This is a genomic window from Caproiciproducens sp. LBM24188 (genome assembly GCF_054130445.1).
In genome coordinates, this window is record NZ_CP196862.1 from 580,920 (window position 1) to 597,273 (window position 16,354).

The following is a 16,354-nucleotide window of genomic DNA, read 5'->3' on the forward strand; positions in this document are numbered from 1 at the left end:
TTTCAGACAGCTCAATTAGCGATTCAAGCGTGCGCTGCCGCCCTTGCGCATCGCAGCGCGGACTTCCTCTTCGGTTACCAGATTCAGGTCGCCGCTGATCATCAGCTTAAGCACGCTTGCGGCCATCGCAAACTCGATGGCTTCCTGTGGGGAGGCTTGATGCAGAAGACTGTGCACCAGGCCGGCGCCGAAGGCGTCACCGGCGGCGACTCCCTCCATAACGTGAACCTGATGAACCGGGCTTTCATAAAAGACTCCGTTTTGCAGAAGAATGCCCTTCCACTCGCTTTCCTCCACGGAATGCACGTTGCGCAGAACGCTGGCAACGGTTTTTACATTGGGGTACCGTTTCGTTACCTCCATCATTCCTTCCCGGAAGCTTTCAGTCTGCTCAATTCCGCGCGACATGTCGCCGTCAAAGGCACGGATGCCAAGCGCCGCTTCGAAGTCCTCGTCGTGCGCGAGGCAAATGTCGATAAACGGCATCAGTCGACCCATAACGGACTGCGCCTTTTCGGGGGACCACATTTTACCCCGGTAGTTCAGGTCGGAAACGACCGTAATACCGTGTGCTTTGCAGTAGTTCAGTGCGTCTTCCAGCGCGCCTGCAAGCTCCTCTGAAATGGCCGGAGTGATGCCGGAGAAGTAGAACATGTCAATGCCGTCCAGCAAAGCGGGCCAGTCGAATTCGGAACGTTTGGCGGTGGCGATGGAGCTGCCCGCACGGTCATATACCACACTGGTCGGGCGGATGCTGGTTCCCTTTTCAAAATAATAGGTGCCCAGCCGCGGGCCGCCGCGCAGAACCCGGGAAGTATCCACCCCAAAGCGCCGCAGGGTGCTCAGGGCAGCTTCGCCCAGCGGATTTTCCGGGAATTTGGTCAGGTAGGCCGCGTCGTCATGAAAAATCGCAAGCGAAACGGCAACGTTTGCTTCCGCGCCGCCGTAGCTCGCCTCAAAGGTGTCGGTTTGTAAAATACGGGAGAAAGCCGGCGGTTTCAGCCGAAGCATCATTTCTCCGAATGTCAGGACTTTCAATCTGTTAACCTCCTTGCGCGTGCCGTGCACGCTTCTTTATAAAAGAAAACTTTTCGCTGACAAGAAAAGCACCGAGCGCTGTAACGCCCGGTGCTGCCCGGTCCCAATCCGCAGAAAAAAAGCAGACTGCGAACGGAAAAACAATTTCCGCAGCATTTCTTTCAGTATAAATTCAAAACCAGGTTCTGTCAATACAAGGCTCGTGCTGTGGAAAAAGTATCCTATCTGCCAACTTCACCGTAGGAACCGACGGGGGGATTCCTACGGCAGTCTGTCCCCAAAGTTAGAACGATACGGTGCACCATTATACGGCAGTATAACCGCCGTCGACGGGCAGAATGGCACCGGTTACATACGAAGCCTCGTCGCTGCCAAGGAAAACGGCGGCAGCATTCAGTTCGCCCTCCTTGCCATACCGGCCCATTGGAACAGTGGCTTTCATATAATTTGTGAACGCTTCCGTTTTCAAAGTGTCAATCGTCAGTTCGGTTGCAAAATAACCGGGGCAAATCGAATTGCACGTGATGTTGTATTTTGCCAGCTCCGCGGCCACCGCTCTTGTGAAGTTAATGACGCCGCCCTTGGAGGAATGATACGCTACCGTGTCCAGCGCTGTGTTTCCAACCATACCGTACATGGACGCAATGTTAATGATTCTTCCGTATTTTTTCTCAATCATATATTTGGAAAACGCTCTGGTCACTTTAAATACACTGGTCAGGTCCGTATCAATTGTAAAGTTCCATTCTTCGTCGGTCATGTTGGTGACGCCGGCATTTTTGGCCGACCCGGCGCAGTTCACAAGAATATCAACTTTTCCGAATTCTTTTATCACCGTTTCCGCCGCGGCGTTAACGGATTCGGTATCGGTTACATCGCAGCGAACAGGAATGCATTTCACGCCGAGTGCCCGCACTTCTTCGGCTACTTTCTCCAGCTTTTCCATTCTTCTGGCCATTATGACTACGTCTGCGCCATTGCTCCGCGAATCCTTTTGCCATTTGAGCGCCAAGCCCGGAGGAAGCGCCTGAAATTACGCAAACACGTCCTTTTAATTGAAACACGAAAACCCACTCCTTATTAAAAATTTACAATAATATTAATTATAAAATGCCAGAAATTATTTATAATATTCCATCCGTCAAATATCCGAATATATTTATCGCTATCGCCCGCCGGCCAAAAATGACCAGCAGGCGGCTAACGGCCGGATTATGAATTTGTACCGGTTACCATCTGCAGGGTTCTTCCCACCAGCCAAATGCAATGCGGCCCAGTACTTTTTCGTTGCTGGTTTCCGGGGGCAGACAGTTGATTAGGAAATTTCCACCCGGAGGGCAGATGAATTTTCCGTTTTCTTCCGATACGATGGTGGTTTCTGCAGGGCAGCGCCGCCCGAATATCAGCGTTCCCTCTGTGGGCTCCGCGTCCACGTTTTCTGCATATAAGAACTGAACCTTTGGTTTTGGAAGCGGCCGAATCGCCGTGTTTGCGGGACTTTGCATTTCGGTGATCTTCCCGGTTCCGGTGACTGCCGCATTTAGCCAAACCTGAAACGAAAAGGGATTTTCACTAACATTGCCCACCGTAAATACGTTGACAAAAAGCGATGTCCCCGAATCCTTCGGATTAAAGAGGCCGGCCCATGCGTATTTGCCGGCTCCGAATTCTTCACGGCTTAGTCCGGCAAAATACTTGCCCTGAAGGGATTTAAACAGAGAAATTGGAACCTGCTCTGCAGCATTCTGATAGAACGGCTGACAATAGAAATTATGATACATGAGAACATACTCCCCAACTGTAATTCAATTTGTACTGCATTATATTACGGCTATTTTGGAGTTGTTCACTGGTGTGGATTGATAGTTCCTACCCTTTCCGACGCTTTGCAGGATTCCCTGCAAAGCGTTTTTTCTGTGTGCTCTATAAATCAATTTATACGTGTTTCGACTTGTTTTTTCCACCTCGACTTCAAGCGGCCCTGCCGGCGACGATAATACCGTGCTGACAATTGCCAAAGACGGGGACTTCTGGCGGATCATTCAGATTTCTGCGGATCAGGGTTTGTATCCTTATATGGGTCTGCCGGGAAATTAATTGGTGGGTTTTAAAAGCCAAAAGAGATACATATGATATGGTGCGGCTCCATAGAACGTAACGGCAGGGATTGGTCCAATGAAATCAATTGGTACAAAGGCATTATTAACAAGCAAAGCATGGGGAAATTTGATTGTTTTTGCATTTTTGCTTGTGCTGATTTATTCGCTGATTTCCGTCTACTTTTGTTATCACTTCTTTTTTAATACAGAAATCAACGGGGTGAATGTTTCATTACAATCACACAGCGCTGCGGAGCAAAGGATAAAAGACTCGGTGAAGCGCTTTCAACTGCTGTTAACGGAAAGAAACGGTAGAACAGAGGCAATCACGGGGCAGGAAATCGATTTGCAATATAATGAAGCTGTGGATACCCAAGTTGATCACTTGCAAAATTCGTTTCAATGGATTGGCTCCTTGTTTGCTGGCCAAAGACATTGCCGAAATGGCTTATACCGCTATAACCAAGACCTTTTAAAGAATAAAATTGACCAGTTGAATTGTTTGCATGAACCTGCCGTTGAGCCGGAAAATGTGAGTTTTAAATATGAAAATGGCGCCTATGAGGTCATTCGAGAAGTAGATGGAAACATCATTTTGAAAGAAAAATTAATCGAAGCGATTAAAACGAGCATTGAAAAGGGAGATACCAGTTTAAATTTAGAGAACAGCCACTGTTATAAAAATCCGAAGTATACATTCAATTCTTCCAAAACCAATCAAACCAAAAATCTGCTGGATCGGTATGTATCAACCAGAATTGTCTATGAATTTGGCCGTCAAACGGAAAAATTGGATGGAAGCAGCATTCATAAATGGCTTGACGTTGATAAAAATTTGGATGTTGTCCTCAATAAAGCCGCAATCAAAAACTATATTAAAGCATTGAGCAGAAAATATGATACGGTCGGAATCACACGGGAATTTAAAACATCGATAGGGAAAACCATCCCGGTCAAAGGGGGCATTTATGGCTGGAAAATCGACAAAGATGCAGAATACGAAGCGCTGCTTCAAAATATTACCCATGGGGAAGACACAAAAAGGGAACCCGTTTACGCGCAAAAGGCATTGACCAGGGATGGAAATGAGATCGGTAATACTTACGTAGAGATTAACATTACCAGGCAGCACATCTGGTTTTATGTGGACGGAAGTCTCATTACAGCGGGGGCCGTTGTGACTGGCAACCCAAACCGGGGGTGGGCTACGGCAACCGGGGCATACATGCTCAATTACAAGCAAAAAGGCGCGACGCTAAGCGGCCCCGGTTATATGACGACCGTCACTTACTGGATGCCCTTTTACGGGAATATCGGAATCCATGATGCCAGTTGGAGATCTTCTTTTGGGGGAGAAATCTATAAACGAAATGGAAGCCATGGATGCGTTAATACGCCACTCTATTTGGCGAAAGCCATTTTTGAACAGATTGAGGAAGGAACCCCGATTATTTGTTATGAAGAGTAGTTCGGGGATTTTATACGGAAAAGCAGGGCACAGCAATGACTGCCTATGCCCTGCTTCCGCCTATTTGGAAAAGAATCCTGTTGCTTCAGCTTCTTTGTGCAAAGTGCTAATGAAAAAAGTTAACCGCATGGTTTCTGACAGCCGTGAAACTTAGGAGAAAAGAATGAAAACCGGAAGGAAAATGTCATTTTAGAATCCCTCTGTAATTCGTATGTTTCGCCGGTATTATGCATAGATGCAGCAAAAATATAGATAGACTAAAGATGGATTTATGTAATATTATCTAAATTTATTTCATAATATTTATTAATATTGTAGGTTTATTTCATAAAATGAGTGTGATATATTATAAGTGAATTAAATACTTTTAATATTATGCAATCGGTTGCACAATTAAGTGACTTCCATGTCAAAGCAGTTTGGGCAACCGATTTCTTTTAAAAATTTGTGCAACCGGTTGCATAATGTTGCACAAATTTGGGGGAAGCAAAACGATGGAAAAGAAATTAACAATCAGAGATATTGCGAAATTATCCGGAGTATCAGCTTCTACTGTTTCAAGGGTTCTTGATGACAGTGACCGAATCAGTGCAGAAACAAAAAAGAGTGTACTTGAGGTTGTGAACCAATACGGCTATAAACCTCAGGCCGCGGCAAGAAATCTGGCACGGCAAAAAACTTCGGCAATTGGGATTATTATTCCTCAAAATGATATGAACATCTATTCCTCCAGCTTTTTTCAGGAAGCATTGCACGGCGTTTCCAACAGCCTTTCGCAAAACGGGTATGACGTTTTGATTTCCTCCGGGAATCCTACGGAACTGGATGCCATCAAAAGACTGATCAGCACTTCACGCATCGACGGAATTATCCTATTAAGGTCCGTGGTGAATGATGCGAGCATTCAGTATCTTACCGAAAGCAAGTTTCCCTTTGTCTTGATTGGTACCTGTCTTGAAAATCCGGACGTGTATTCAGTGGATAACGATAACCAGCGTGCTGCCTATGACATTGCCTACCACATGTATATGACCGGCAAACGCAAAATGGCTATTATAGGCGGTACCAAAAGCTCCGTCTTTATCCAAAAACGATTAGAGGGATACGAAAAGCTGCTGGTGGAAAAAGGCTTGCCCATCAACCAGGACTATATCAAACTGGAAAATGCCTCGGAGGATTATGGCTACCAATCCATGCTGGAGCTATTGAAAAGCCCCTCCAGACCGGATTCGGTTTTGGTCATGGACGACAGCATCTGTGTTGGCGTAATGAAAGCAATCAATGAGTCCGGGGTGAAAATTCCAGAAGAAATCGCGGTGGCCTGCTTCAATGAAAGTTCCTTTACTAAGTATTCCAGACCGGCGCTTACCACCATCTCATTGAATTTTTATGACCTTGGGTACTGCGCCGCGAAAACATTATTATCGGTTCTGAACAATGAACCAATCCAAAAGGGATGCCGATATGTCGATCATCTTTTAACCATTCGCGAATCAACCGTGTCCAATTAAACTGAAACAATTTATATTGTATTTTCTGTAATATGCTGTGAACTGCAATTTCGCCGGCAATCATTGCAAATTCAGCGTATTACATAAAATAATGGGATTCCTGATGAGTCTGCGCAATTCATCGGGATTCACAAAATTCAGGTCCTGAAGCACAACAGGTCAAAAGTGGTTTGGCCTCATTTTCCCAATCAGGTGGAGTCGTTATTCCCAAAAAGTTCTATTATACATTAAGGAGGATTATAATGAAAAAGGTAAAATCAGTGTTCGTTTCAGCCCTGGCAATGCTCATGGCAATCTCTGCTTTTACGGGCTGCACAAGCTCAAGTACAAATGCAAGCTCCGCGGCCAGTTCGGCGGCGGCTTCGCAGGAATCTTCGGCGGCATCGTCTGCAAAAGAAATCTATTTTCTGAACTTTAAACCGGAAATCGCAGACAAGTATACCGCCATTGCCGATGAATACAAACAAAAAACTGGTGTTACCGTTAAGGTTGTAACCGCCGCTAGTGGAACATACGAGCAGACCCTGAAATCGGAAATTGCAAAAGCAGATGCTCCTACTATTTTCCAGATTAACGGGCCGGTTGGCTATTCCAACTGGAAAGATTACTGTGCCGATTTGTCAAACACCAAGCTGTACAGCTATCTTTCTGCGAAAAATCTGGCCATCAAAGATGGCGACGGGGTATATGGCATTCCTTACGCAATTGAAGGCTATGGCATCATCTACAACGATGCAATCATGAAAAAGTATTTTGCCCTTTCCGATAAAAAAGCAACCGTTTCTTCTGCGGAAGAGATTAAAAACTTCGACACCTTAAAGACCGTCGTGGAAGACATGCAGGCAAAGAAAGATAAGCTGGGAATCAAGGGCGTGTTTGCGGCCACCTCTTTGAAGAAAGGCGAGGATTGGAGATGGCAGACCCATCTGGCCAATATTCCGTTCTATTATGAATTCAAAGAGAAAGACGCCAATGCAAACACCATTTCAACCGGCCTTGCGCAGTCTGAAGTAGAATTCAAATATGCGCCAAACTTCAAGAATATCTTTGACCTTTATCTGAATAACTCCAGTACCGACAAAAAGCTCCTTGGCAGTAAATCGGTGAACGATTCCATGGCAGAATTCGCACTTGGCCAGGTCGCAATGGTTCAAAACGGTGACTGGGCTTGGGCGACCGTCAGCAGCCAAAAGGGCAATGTGGTAAAGAGTGAAGATGTTAAGTTTATGCCGATTTACACCGGTATGAGCGGGGAAGAAAAGCAGGGTATCTGCATTGGTACCGAAAACTATTTTGCTATCAACAGCAAAGTTTCCAAGGAGAAGCAGGATGCTTCCGCAGATTTCCTGGATTGGCTGTTCTCCAGCACCGAAGGCAAAAAGCATATTGCTGAACTGGGCTTTATCGCTCCGTTTAATACCTTCTCCGATTCTGAAATGCCGACCGATCCTCTTTGCAAGGCGGTACTGACATGGCAGAACAAGACCGATGTGACCAATGTGGAATGGACCTTTGGCTCCTTCCCGAGCCAAAACTTTAAAGACACCTTTGGCGCGGATCTTCTTCAGTACGCTCAGGGCAACGAAACTTGGGAAGATGTAGTAAAGTCTGTAAAGGATACTTGGAAGAGTGAAAAAGCGAATTCCAACTCATAAGGCACAATAACGGACGTTATGCTGCTCCATTCGCCAGAGTGGAGCAGCATAATGCCTTAGTAACTGCGGTTTGTCGCAAGGCGGCAATTCCAAGCCGCGAATGTTCTGGATGCAGCAGCTTCAAACAGTTGTCCTCTGTGGTTTCTAACGGCGCGGGAAAATGATGTCCTGTTCATTCGATAAGGAGGGACAATAATGGAAAAATCATTGAAAAAGTACTTTCCGGTATTTGTTTTACCAACGTTGATTGCATTTGTAATTGCATTTGTAATCCCGTTTATCATGGGCATTTATTTGTCATTTACCAAATTTACTACGGTTACCGATTCCAAGTGGGTTGGAATTAAAAACTACGTAACAGCTTTTTCTAACAAGGACTTTCTTCATGCACTGATATTCACCACGTATTTTGCTGTGATTTCCGTTGTTTCCATCAATATTTTGGCTTTTTTAGTTGCCTATTTTCTAACACGTGGTATTAAGGGTTCCTATTTCTTTCGAACCTTGTTTTTTATGCCGAATTTGATTGGCGGCATTGTTTTAGGCTACATATGGCAGGTAATCTTTAATGGTGTTCTATACCGTTTCGGCATGACCCTGACCTCAAACGCACAAAACGGTTTTTGGGGTCTGGTTATCCTTATGAATTGGCAAATGATTGGTTATATGATGGTCATTTATATTGCCGGGTTCCAAAATATTCCCCGTGATTTAATTGATGCGGCAAAAGTGGATGGAGTCACCCCGCTGACTGCCATGCGTCATGTTACACTGCCGCTTATGATGCCATCGATAACCATTAATCTTTTTTTGACCTTAACGAATTCCTTTAAACTGTTCGACCAAAACCTGGCACTGACTGCAGGTGCACCGGCAAAACAAACGCAAATGCTTGCCCTTGATATTTATAATACCTTCTATAGCCGTATGGGTTGGGAAGGCGTTGGGCAGGCAAAAGCAGTCATATTCTTTATTATCGTTGCAGCCATTTCACTGACACAACTGTACTTAACCAGGAGAAAAGAGGTTGACGCCTGATGAATGGAGAGAATGTAATCCGCAGACATACCACGGTGAAAAACAGCGTCATCTTTGGGATTCTTACGGTATTTTCCCTGATTTTTGTCGCGCCGATCCTCATCGTGTTTATGAACTCCTTTAAAGATAAACTGCACATCAGTGATACGCCGTTTACCTTTCCAACTCCTGAAACCTTTGTTCGTCTGGATAATTACATTACAGGCATTGTCAATATCGGCTTTATTAATGCATTCGGCTGGTCCCTGTTCATTACCCTAAGCTCGGTTGCGGTAATCCTTTTGTGTACTTCTATGACAGCATGGTACATTACCCGTGTAAAGAACAAGTTCAACAGTTTACTCTATTACATATTGGTATTTTCCATGGTCGTGCCGTTTCAAATGGTGATGTTTACCTTATCAAAATTTGCGAATATCCTCCATTTGGACAATCCGCTGGGAATCATCGTTATCTATCTTGGCTTTGGAGCCGGAATGTCCACCTTTCTGTTCTGTGGATTTATAAGAAGCATCCCGATTGAAATTGAAGAGGCCGCCATGATAGATGGCTGCAATGCGATTCAGCTTTATTTTAGAGTGATTTTCGCAATGCTGAAACCCATTACGATTACGGTAGCGATTTTGAATGCCATGTGGATTTGGAACGATTATCTGCTTCCTTACCTGCTGATTGGTTCAGATTATAAAACGATTCCCATCGCCATCCAGTACTTGCAGGGCGGGTATGGCTCGATTGATATGGGAGCGATGATGGCAATGCTCGTACTAGCGGTGATTCCGATTATCGTATTCTATGCGATTTGCCAAAAATATATCATTGAGGGCGTTGTCGCTGGTGCGGTCAAGGGATAAATAATAGAACATTATAGCTTTCTTGCCTTTATGCAAAAAGAAATGGGGAGCATCTTGGCTTTTTTGGCTTTGTCACTGATTACCCCGGTTGCTTCCATGGTTTCTTTATCGGTCTGCTCCACCATTTGTTCAACCACAAATCCCGCTTGTGCCAAAGCGTTGATATAGGTTGATATTTTTCGATTGCATAATATGATTTCGCTGCCATCCACCGGCATGCGGAAGTACGATTCATCAAAATAGCTTCGATTAAATATCAAGTTGTCATTTTCGATGATATCTTTGCGCTGGCTGCATGACCAGGCCACGCAGTAATTCAATGGGTGATGCCAGCTGAATATAAAGATACCGTCCTTTTTTAGGTAAGATGCGATTTTTTGGAATGTACCCTGTAAGTCTGTTGTCCAACCAATTCCGTATATGGAATAAACGTAGTCAAAGTAATTTTTCGGGATATCCAGTTCTGCTTCCATAGGGGAGCAAATCAATTTTGCGGTATATCCTTGCTTTTTTAAATAAGCATCCGCATTTTCTAACTGCTTGTGGGAAATATCTACACCCCACAATTCAGCAGCATGGCGGTCAGCGTGGTACTTTAAGGAATGTCCGCTGCCACAGCAGATGTCCAGCAATTTTTTACCGGAAACGTCGCCAAACAAATGCAGATCGTTTTCCGTCAGAAAATGCACTCCGTAGGTTGGAAGTGCTGTCGTCCCAAACCATAAATCTGCATTTGCATTCCAATATGCTTTGTTGGTTTTTAGTATTTCATCCGGTTCCATAAAAGGTATGTCCTCCCATTTTTTCAACTTTCTTCGCTTAGTGTATCATAAAGTTTTTTCACAGAAAAGAATAAAGACAGAAAAATCCATGAGCAGATTTAAGACCTGCTCATGGATTTTTTTCGTTGAAGCGAGATGATAGGACTCTGAGTGCTGTGCCACACGGGCAAATATTTTAGCAACCGTAATACGGATGGTGTTACAGAGAAAAACTTCAAAAGAAAAAATAGCCTCAGTTTAGTAAAATAAACGTAAATATTCGAAAGATTATGTTAGCTGATAAGTGGCAAAAATCTAAAATTTGTAATTCGAAGATTCTATATAATGCGAGTTTATCATTATATTTTTGACGAAATACTGGATATATATTATAATATACTTTATAAAAATAAAAGAATTCAGTAGAAAGAACCAAAAAAGAATGGAAATTACGAAATGTTATATTTTTATAAATACTAGTTGACTTTTGAAAGATTATAATATAAAATAATAACACAACGAAAGGACGAAAGCGAATGCTGACTGTTGAAAAAAAGAATTTGATTCTTTCAATGTTGGAGAAAAAGCCTGTTGTAACGGTTCCGGAACTGAGCGAGGCACTAGAAACCTCCGAGGTAACGGTTCGAAAGATTCTGAATGAGATGGACGAGCAGGGACTTTTGCGGCGTACCCGTGGTGGGGCGGTCAATATTTCCACGATTCGCGAGTTTGAGGAAAAGGAAAAAGAGAAAAAGAATCCGCTCGAAAAACGCGCGATTGCAAAGAAAGCTTATGAGTACATCAATAACTTCGACACGGTTTTTATTGACGCCGGATCCACAACGCTAGAGCTTGTGAAAGAAATCAAGAACGGCAATAAACGTGATATTGTCGTGATTACCAATGCACTGAATATCGCGTTTGAACTTCTGGAAGCGGATGATATTGAGTTGGTGTTTATTGGCGGAAGTGTGCGCCACAAAATCATGTCTTGTGTCGGCGGCTTTGCGGAAAATACAATTAAGAGCCTCTGCATAGATAAAGCATTTATTGGATGCAACAGCATCACGGTAGAAACGGGGATTACGACCCCGAACCTTTATGAGGCTCAAGTGAAACAGTGTGTGCTAAAAGCCTCGAGGGAAACGATATTAATATCGGACTATTCCAAATTTGGGCATACTTCCATGGCGCGGATTAGCCCGCTTAAGGATATTACTCGGCTGATTACAGACAACCGGATTCCCCAGCAACTTCGGAATCAGATTGAAAGCACCGGGGTGGACTTGATCGTGGTAGAACCCGAGAAAAACGGTTAAGGAGGCATTGATTTTGAATAAGATCATAAATCAGCCGGAACAGATGATTAAAGAGATGATCGAAGGCTATATCGAAACCTGCCCCGATCTTCTGGAACCACTTCCAGATTATAAAGGAATCCTGATGAAGCAGAAAAAGAACAAGGTGTCCATTGTAACGGGGGGCGGCTCCGGAAACGAACCTTGGATTCTTGGTTATGTAGGGGAAGGGTTAGCGGATGGTGCGGCTTTGGGAAATGTGTATATCGCACCGCCCGCGCGTGCGATTCTGAATGTGACCAAGGCGGTTAACCACGAAAAGGGCGTTATTTATATTTGTACGAACCATGCGGGCGATGTGCTGAATTTTGAACTGGTCGGAGAGCTTGCCCAATTGGACGGCATCGACACACGCTGTGTGTTTGTTGCAGATGATATTACGAGCGCACCAATAGAGAAGCAGGAAGAACGCCGTGGGGTGGCAGGCGTTGCGCTTGTGATGAAGGTTGCGGGCGCTGCGTGCGACGCGGGGCTTTCGCTGGATGAAGCGGTACGGGTGATTCAGAAGGCCAACCGAAATACATTTACGTTCAGCGTTACTACCTCCCCAGGATACCTTCCGAGCGGTAAGGCTATGTGTGAACTGCCCGAGGGCTTCATCGAATACGGGATGGGCTTTAACGGCGAGCCGGGTGTGCTGCGCACAGAGCTGAAACCGGCAGATGAAATCGCTGATACCATGATGGATTACCTTCTGAAGGACTGTGGTGCAACCGCCGGAGACGAAGTTGCCGTTATGGTGAACGGATTCGGGTTTACCAGCTTGCTGGAACTTTGCATTGTAAATCGCAGAGTAGCGGAAATTTTGAAAGGGAAGGGCATCAAAGTGCATGACCTCTTTATTGATTCCCTGTTTTGCCCACAGGGTACGGGCGGTTTTTCCCTTTCGATCCTGAAACTGGACGAAGAACTGAAACGCTATTATGACGCGCCGGCTTATTCGCCATTCTTTAAAAAATACAATTAAACGCGTGGATGAGCGCCGGTTCGGCCGGGTTAGGAGTGCTTATTATGAATACGTTGAATATGCGGCAGCTTAGGGACATGTTCCTCTTTGTGGCACGCAGGGTGATTGAAAGTGAAGACTTTTTAACGGAAATCGATTTGAAACTTGGTGACGGTGACCACGGCTTTGGCATGGCGCTTGGCTTCAAAGCGGTTAAAGAGGCTTTAGAAGGCAAAGAATTCGAAACAGTAGAAAATTTATTTCAAGAAGTTGGCATGACGCTTCTGGATACGATGGGCGGTGCCTCGGGCGTTCTGTTTGGCACAATGTTTATCAGCGGGATTGTTGGGATTGAACCGCATCAGAAAGCTGATCTTCCGCTTTTGGCCGGTATTTACCGCCGTTCGCTGGAAGCGCTCAAACGAAGAGGAAAAGCGCAGGTCGGCGATAAGACTATGGTGGATGCTTTCGAGCCGGCAGTTATTGGGCTGGAGCAAGCAGTCGCAAACAGCGAGGACCTTCCAAAAGGGCTTGCAATGGCGGCTGAATGCGCGAAAAAAGGAATGATGCACACACGGGACTGCGTGGCAAAGTTTGGCCGCGCAAAATCTTACGGAACCAAAGCTCTTGGACTGCAAGATGCCGGAGCAACCTCCGTATGGATTATTTTTCAGGCGATGTCGGATTGGGCCTCAGAAAGCAAAGAATCCGAATAAATACATAGATAAGGTGGGTACGAAAGATGATAACCACACTAACACTGAACCCGTGTATTGACAGAACCGTAACGGTTGACGGATTTGCCTATGGGGGAACCAATCATGTGGAGAACTTTCGATGCGATATTTCCGGAAAAGGAATTAATGTAAGCATAGCATTAAACAATATAGGAGAAGAAACTCGCTGCCTAGGATTCAATTATATGGGCGGCGGATCCGTACTGACGGATTTTTTGGAACAGGAGCATATTCCAAACGAATTTTTAGATGTAGAGGGTCTGCTTCGTACAAATATCAAAATTTTTGATAAAAAGACAAGCGTTATGAGTGAGCTTAACGAAAGCGGCCATTGTGTGACCGAAGACTGTGTTTCAAAGCTCGTTCGGCTGGTTGAAAAATATCTCCCGAAGACCTCACTGCTTGTTCTGGACGGAAGTGTACCGCCAGGAGTTCCAAAGGACATATACAGAATCCTGACGGAAAAGGCTCATAGCCTCGGCGTGAAAACGGTAATCGATGCCTACGGCGAACTGCTTTTGGAGGGCATTAAGGCCCGTCCTTATTTGATTAAGCCAAACAAGGATGAGTTGGAAGAGGCGTTTGGAGAAAAAATTATATCAAAAGCCGACGTAATTCGAATCTCTCGGAAAATTATTAACCAAGGTGTCACGATCGTGTGTGTTTCCCTTGGAAAAAGCGGCGCAATGTTGGTAACAAAAGAGAAAGCGTATTTTTCCGCAGGCGCGGATATTACGGTTCGAGGTGTGCAGGGCGCTGGGGATTCTCTCGTGGCTGGTATTTGCTACGCGATTGTGCACGGTATGTCCCATAAGGACATGCTCCGTTATGGTGTGGCCATGGCGCACGGTTCCCTGGTTTTGGAGGGGACACAAATGTGCACGAAGGAAAGTTTTGAGGATATGATTCCTCTGATTCATGCGGAAGAAATACAGGAAAATGACGATAGATAAAACTTTAAGAATGGAGTCTTTTAAATGCCATTAGTTACCACAAGGGACATTTTGCTTAATGCAAAACGCGGCGGTTACGCAGTGACCGCATTCAACATTGAAAACATGGAAATGGCACAGATTGTCATCCGTACAGCGGCAGAGCTAAGAAGCCCTGTCATTATCCAGACAACCCCGGGAACGGTGCAATACGCCGGGATGGACATGCTCCGCGCAATGGTCGCGGTGGAAGCTGCGAAGGTTGACATCCCCGTTGCCATGCATCTGGATCACGGCGACAGCTATGACCGCTGCATGGAAGCCCTTCGGGAAAAGTATACGTCTGTTATGATTGATGGCAGCAAGCTTCCCTATGAAGAAAACATCGCGCTTACTAAGTCCGTTGTGCAAGAGGCGGAAAAGCTTGGCATTGACGTGGAAGGTGAGCTTGGCACGGTTTCCGGTAAGGAAGATACCCATGAGGTGAAAGCAAACGAACAGATTTATACCGACCCCGACCAGGCAAAAGATTTTGCTGAAAAAACCGGCGTTCGGTCTCTTGCAGTGGCGATTGGCACCGCGCACGGGTTTTACAAGGGCGAGCCGAAGCTGGATTTTGACCGCCTGAAAAAAATAATTGGGCTGGTCAGCGTTCCGGTTGTACTTCATGGCGCTTCCGGTGTTCCAGACGAAGCTATCCGTCGTACGGTCCAGCTTGGTATCTGCAAGGTCAATTTTGCAACTGAGCTGCGCGCCGCTTTAACAAAAGGAGTGCGTGAGGCACTCAGGGACGAAAGTGTTTACGATCCCAAGGTATTTATGAATGCAGGTAAAAAGTATGTTGCCGAAACCGTCAGACATAAAATTGAAGTCTGCGGATGCGGTGGGAAGGCGTAATGTATAGAATTTGGAGCAAGCTCCATTTTCATAAATAAATTAATTAGGAGGATCAGCAATTATGAAAAGGTTTGGCAAGTTAATTGGAATTGTATTGTCTGCAACAATGGTTGCAGCACTGGCAGCATGTTCCGGACCCGGAACCGGCAACAGCAGCGCGGCAAGCGCAGAAGCCAACACCCCAGCAGCAAGCACTCAGGAAGCAAGCAAAGACACATCGAAGAAGGAAATCACTGTTGGTGTCAGCCTTCTGACAAGACAGCACGTATTCTACAACAATATTGAAACCGCATTAAACAAAAAGGCTCAGGAACTCGGGGTAAAACTCATTGTTCAGGACGCCAATCAGGATGCCAGCAAACAGCTCAGCCAAGTTCAGGATTTCATTACACAAAAAGTTGACGCGATTATTCTCTGCCCAACAAACTCAGCAGGCAGCAAATCTATGGTGGAACTTGCAGACAAAGCAAACATTCCGGTACTTACCATGGACGTTCCTTCCGATGGCAACACCGTCTGCCACGTATCCACCGATAACTACAAAGGCGGAGAGATTGCTGCTGAATATCTGATTAAGAATGTTCTGACTAGCAAAAAGGGTAAGGTAGCCGTTATTACATACTCTGAAATTGAAGGCTGCGTAAACCGTGAAAAAGGCTTTACCGAGTGGCTTGGAAAGAATGCTCCCGATGTTAAGGTTGCAGACGTTCAGAACTACTCCGGCGATCAGGCAAAAGCTGCTGACGTTATGCAGAACATGCTCCAGAAGAACGCGGACCTCGACGCTGTTTTCTGCGTAGGCGACCCGGCTGCAATGGGCGCTCTTTCCTCGATTAAATCCGCAAACAAAAAAGTAAAGATCATCGGTTTTGATGGCAACGCAGAAGGTATTGCCGAAATTAAAAAGCCCGATAGCCTCTGGATTGCAGACGTTGCACAGAACCCCTCTGCAATTGGTGAAACCGCCCTTAAGGCTGCTGTTGACAAAATAAATGGAAACACCGTAGAAAAGATGATCGCAATTCCTCCATTTATGATCGATAAGTCAAACGCAGACTAA

Annotated in this window: 15 protein-coding genes; 11 read left to right on the forward strand and 4 right to left on the reverse strand. The window is 45.3% G+C overall.

Annotated features, from left to right (window positions below; translation table 11 throughout):
• Positions 1-15 precede the first annotated feature (15 nt).
• The 3 genes from ACSVDI_RS02685 to ACSVDI_RS02695 form a co-directional block, all read right to left on the reverse strand.
• On the reverse strand, positions 16-1,038 hold the full coding sequence (locus tag ACSVDI_RS02685; protein WP_457944522.1) for a PfkB family carbohydrate kinase: 1,023 nt from the start codon (positions 1,036-1,038) through the stop codon (positions 16-18).
• 304 nt (positions 1,039-1,342) lie between these two features.
• A complete protein-coding gene (locus tag ACSVDI_RS02690) occupies positions 1,343-1,996 on the reverse strand; it encodes an SDR family NAD(P)-dependent oxidoreductase (RefSeq protein ID WP_457944524.1) in 654 nt (217 codons plus the stop codon).
• Positions 1,997-2,267: 271 nt separating this feature from the next.
• Complete coding sequence (locus ACSVDI_RS02695) at positions 2,268-2,819, reverse strand: DUF6143 family protein (protein ID WP_457944525.1); 552 nt, start codon at positions 2,817-2,819, stop codon at positions 2,268-2,270.
• A gap of 394 nt (positions 2,820-3,213) precedes the next feature.
• On the opposite strand from ACSVDI_RS02695, the gene ACSVDI_RS02700 reads away from it, so the two are divergent.
• From ACSVDI_RS02700 to ACSVDI_RS02720, 5 genes are all read left to right on the forward strand, one after another.
• Positions 3,214-4,605 carry a peptidoglycan binding domain-containing protein gene (locus ACSVDI_RS02700; protein WP_457944526.1) on the forward strand — a complete coding sequence of 464 codons (1,392 nt, stop codon included), beginning with the start codon at positions 3,214-3,216 and terminating at the stop codon, positions 4,603-4,605.
• A 494-nt stretch (positions 4,606-5,099) separates the two neighbouring features.
• Positions 5,100-6,116 (forward strand): LacI family DNA-binding transcriptional regulator, encoded by a 1,017-nt coding sequence (locus ACSVDI_RS02705; RefSeq protein WP_457944528.1) that lies wholly within the window; start codon positions 5,100-5,102, stop codon positions 6,114-6,116.
• 242 nt (positions 6,117-6,358) lie between these two features.
• On the forward strand, positions 6,359-7,771 hold the full coding sequence (locus ACSVDI_RS02710) for an ABC transporter substrate-binding protein (protein WP_457944529.1): 1,413 nt from the start codon (positions 6,359-6,361) through the stop codon (positions 7,769-7,771).
• Positions 7,772-7,966: 195 nt separating this feature from the next.
• Positions 7,967-8,809: a carbohydrate ABC transporter permease gene (locus ACSVDI_RS02715; RefSeq protein WP_457944530.1), complete on the forward strand. Its 843-nt coding sequence runs from the start codon at positions 7,967-7,969 to the stop codon at positions 8,807-8,809.
• On the forward strand, positions 8,809-9,663 hold the full coding sequence (locus ACSVDI_RS02720; RefSeq protein ID WP_457944532.1) for a carbohydrate ABC transporter permease: 855 nt from the start codon (positions 8,809-8,811) through the stop codon (positions 9,661-9,663). Before ACSVDI_RS02715 ends, ACSVDI_RS02720 begins: the two co-directional genes overlap by 1 nt.
• Before the next feature lie 11 nt (positions 9,664-9,674).
• Here ACSVDI_RS02720 and ACSVDI_RS02725 read toward each other — a convergent pair whose 3' ends face one another.
• On the reverse strand, positions 9,675-10,445 hold the full coding sequence (locus tag ACSVDI_RS02725; protein ID WP_457944534.1) for a class I SAM-dependent methyltransferase: 771 nt from the start codon (positions 10,443-10,445) through the stop codon (positions 9,675-9,677).
• A gap of 515 nt (positions 10,446-10,960) precedes the next feature.
• Here ACSVDI_RS02725 and ACSVDI_RS02730 point away from each other — a divergent pair.
• The 6 genes from ACSVDI_RS02730 to ACSVDI_RS02755 all read left to right on the forward strand — a co-directional run bounded on the left by ACSVDI_RS02730 (position 10,961) and on the right by ACSVDI_RS02755 (position 16,354).
• Complete coding sequence (locus ACSVDI_RS02730) at positions 10,961-11,743, forward strand: DeoR/GlpR family DNA-binding transcription regulator (RefSeq protein ID WP_457944536.1); 783 nt, start codon at positions 10,961-10,963, stop codon at positions 11,741-11,743.
• Positions 11,744-11,756: 13 nt separating this feature from the next.
• On the forward strand, positions 11,757-12,749 hold the full coding sequence (locus ACSVDI_RS02735; RefSeq protein WP_457944537.1) for a dihydroxyacetone kinase subunit DhaK: 993 nt from the start codon (positions 11,757-11,759) through the stop codon (positions 12,747-12,749).
• A gap of 44 nt (positions 12,750-12,793) precedes the next feature.
• Positions 12,794-13,444: a dihydroxyacetone kinase subunit DhaL gene (gene dhaL / locus ACSVDI_RS02740; RefSeq protein WP_457944539.1), complete on the forward strand. Its 651-nt coding sequence runs from the start codon at positions 12,794-12,796 to the stop codon at positions 13,442-13,444.
• Between the two features lie 26 nt (positions 13,445-13,470).
• Positions 13,471-14,418, forward strand: coding sequence for a 1-phosphofructokinase (gene pfkB, locus ACSVDI_RS02745; protein ID WP_457944540.1), 948 nt, complete (start codon positions 13,471-13,473; stop codon positions 14,416-14,418).
• 24 nt (positions 14,419-14,442) lie between these two features.
• Positions 14,443-15,294 carry a class II fructose-bisphosphate aldolase gene (locus ACSVDI_RS02750; RefSeq protein ID WP_457944542.1) on the forward strand — a complete coding sequence of 284 codons (852 nt, stop codon included), beginning with the start codon at positions 14,443-14,445 and terminating at the stop codon, positions 15,292-15,294.
• A gap of 61 nt (positions 15,295-15,355) precedes the next feature.
• On the forward strand, positions 15,356-16,354 hold the full coding sequence (locus tag ACSVDI_RS02755; protein WP_457944543.1) for a substrate-binding domain-containing protein: 999 nt from the start codon (positions 15,356-15,358) through the stop codon (positions 16,352-16,354).

Coding starts and splice junctions, on each gene's coding strand:
- dhaL (WP_457944539.1), top strand. CDS start 12,794: ATGAATACGTTGAATATGCGGCAGCTTAGGGACATGTTCCTCTTTGTG.
- ACSVDI_RS02750 (WP_457944542.1), top strand. CDS start 14,443: ATGCCATTAGTTACCACAAGGGACATTTTGCTTAATGCAAAACGCGGC.
- ACSVDI_RS02690 (WP_457944524.1), bottom strand. CDS start 1,996: ATGGCCAGAAGAATGGAAAAGCTGGAGAAAGTAGCCGAAGAAGTGCGG.
- ACSVDI_RS02705 (WP_457944528.1), top strand. CDS start 5,100: ATGGAAAAGAAATTAACAATCAGAGATATTGCGAAATTATCCGGAGTA.
- ACSVDI_RS02725 (WP_457944534.1), bottom strand. CDS start 10,445: ATGGAACCGGATGAAATACTAAAAACCAACAAAGCATATTGGAATGCA.
- ACSVDI_RS02720 (WP_457944532.1), top strand. CDS start 8,809: ATGAATGGAGAGAATGTAATCCGCAGACATACCACGGTGAAAAACAGC.
- ACSVDI_RS02695 (WP_457944525.1), bottom strand. CDS start 2,819: ATGTATCATAATTTCTATTGTCAGCCGTTCTATCAGAATGCTGCAGAG.
- ACSVDI_RS02700 (WP_457944526.1), top strand. CDS start 3,214: ATGAAATCAATTGGTACAAAGGCATTATTAACAAGCAAAGCATGGGGA.
- ACSVDI_RS02715 (WP_457944530.1), top strand. CDS start 7,967: ATGGAAAAATCATTGAAAAAGTACTTTCCGGTATTTGTTTTACCAACG.
- ACSVDI_RS02730 (WP_457944536.1), top strand. CDS start 10,961: ATGCTGACTGTTGAAAAAAAGAATTTGATTCTTTCAATGTTGGAGAAA.
- pfkB (WP_457944540.1), top strand. CDS start 13,471: ATGATAACCACACTAACACTGAACCCGTGTATTGACAGAACCGTAACG.
- ACSVDI_RS02710 (WP_457944529.1), top strand. CDS start 6,359: ATGAAAAAGGTAAAATCAGTGTTCGTTTCAGCCCTGGCAATGCTCATG.
- ACSVDI_RS02755 (WP_457944543.1), top strand. CDS start 15,356: ATGAAAAGGTTTGGCAAGTTAATTGGAATTGTATTGTCTGCAACAATG.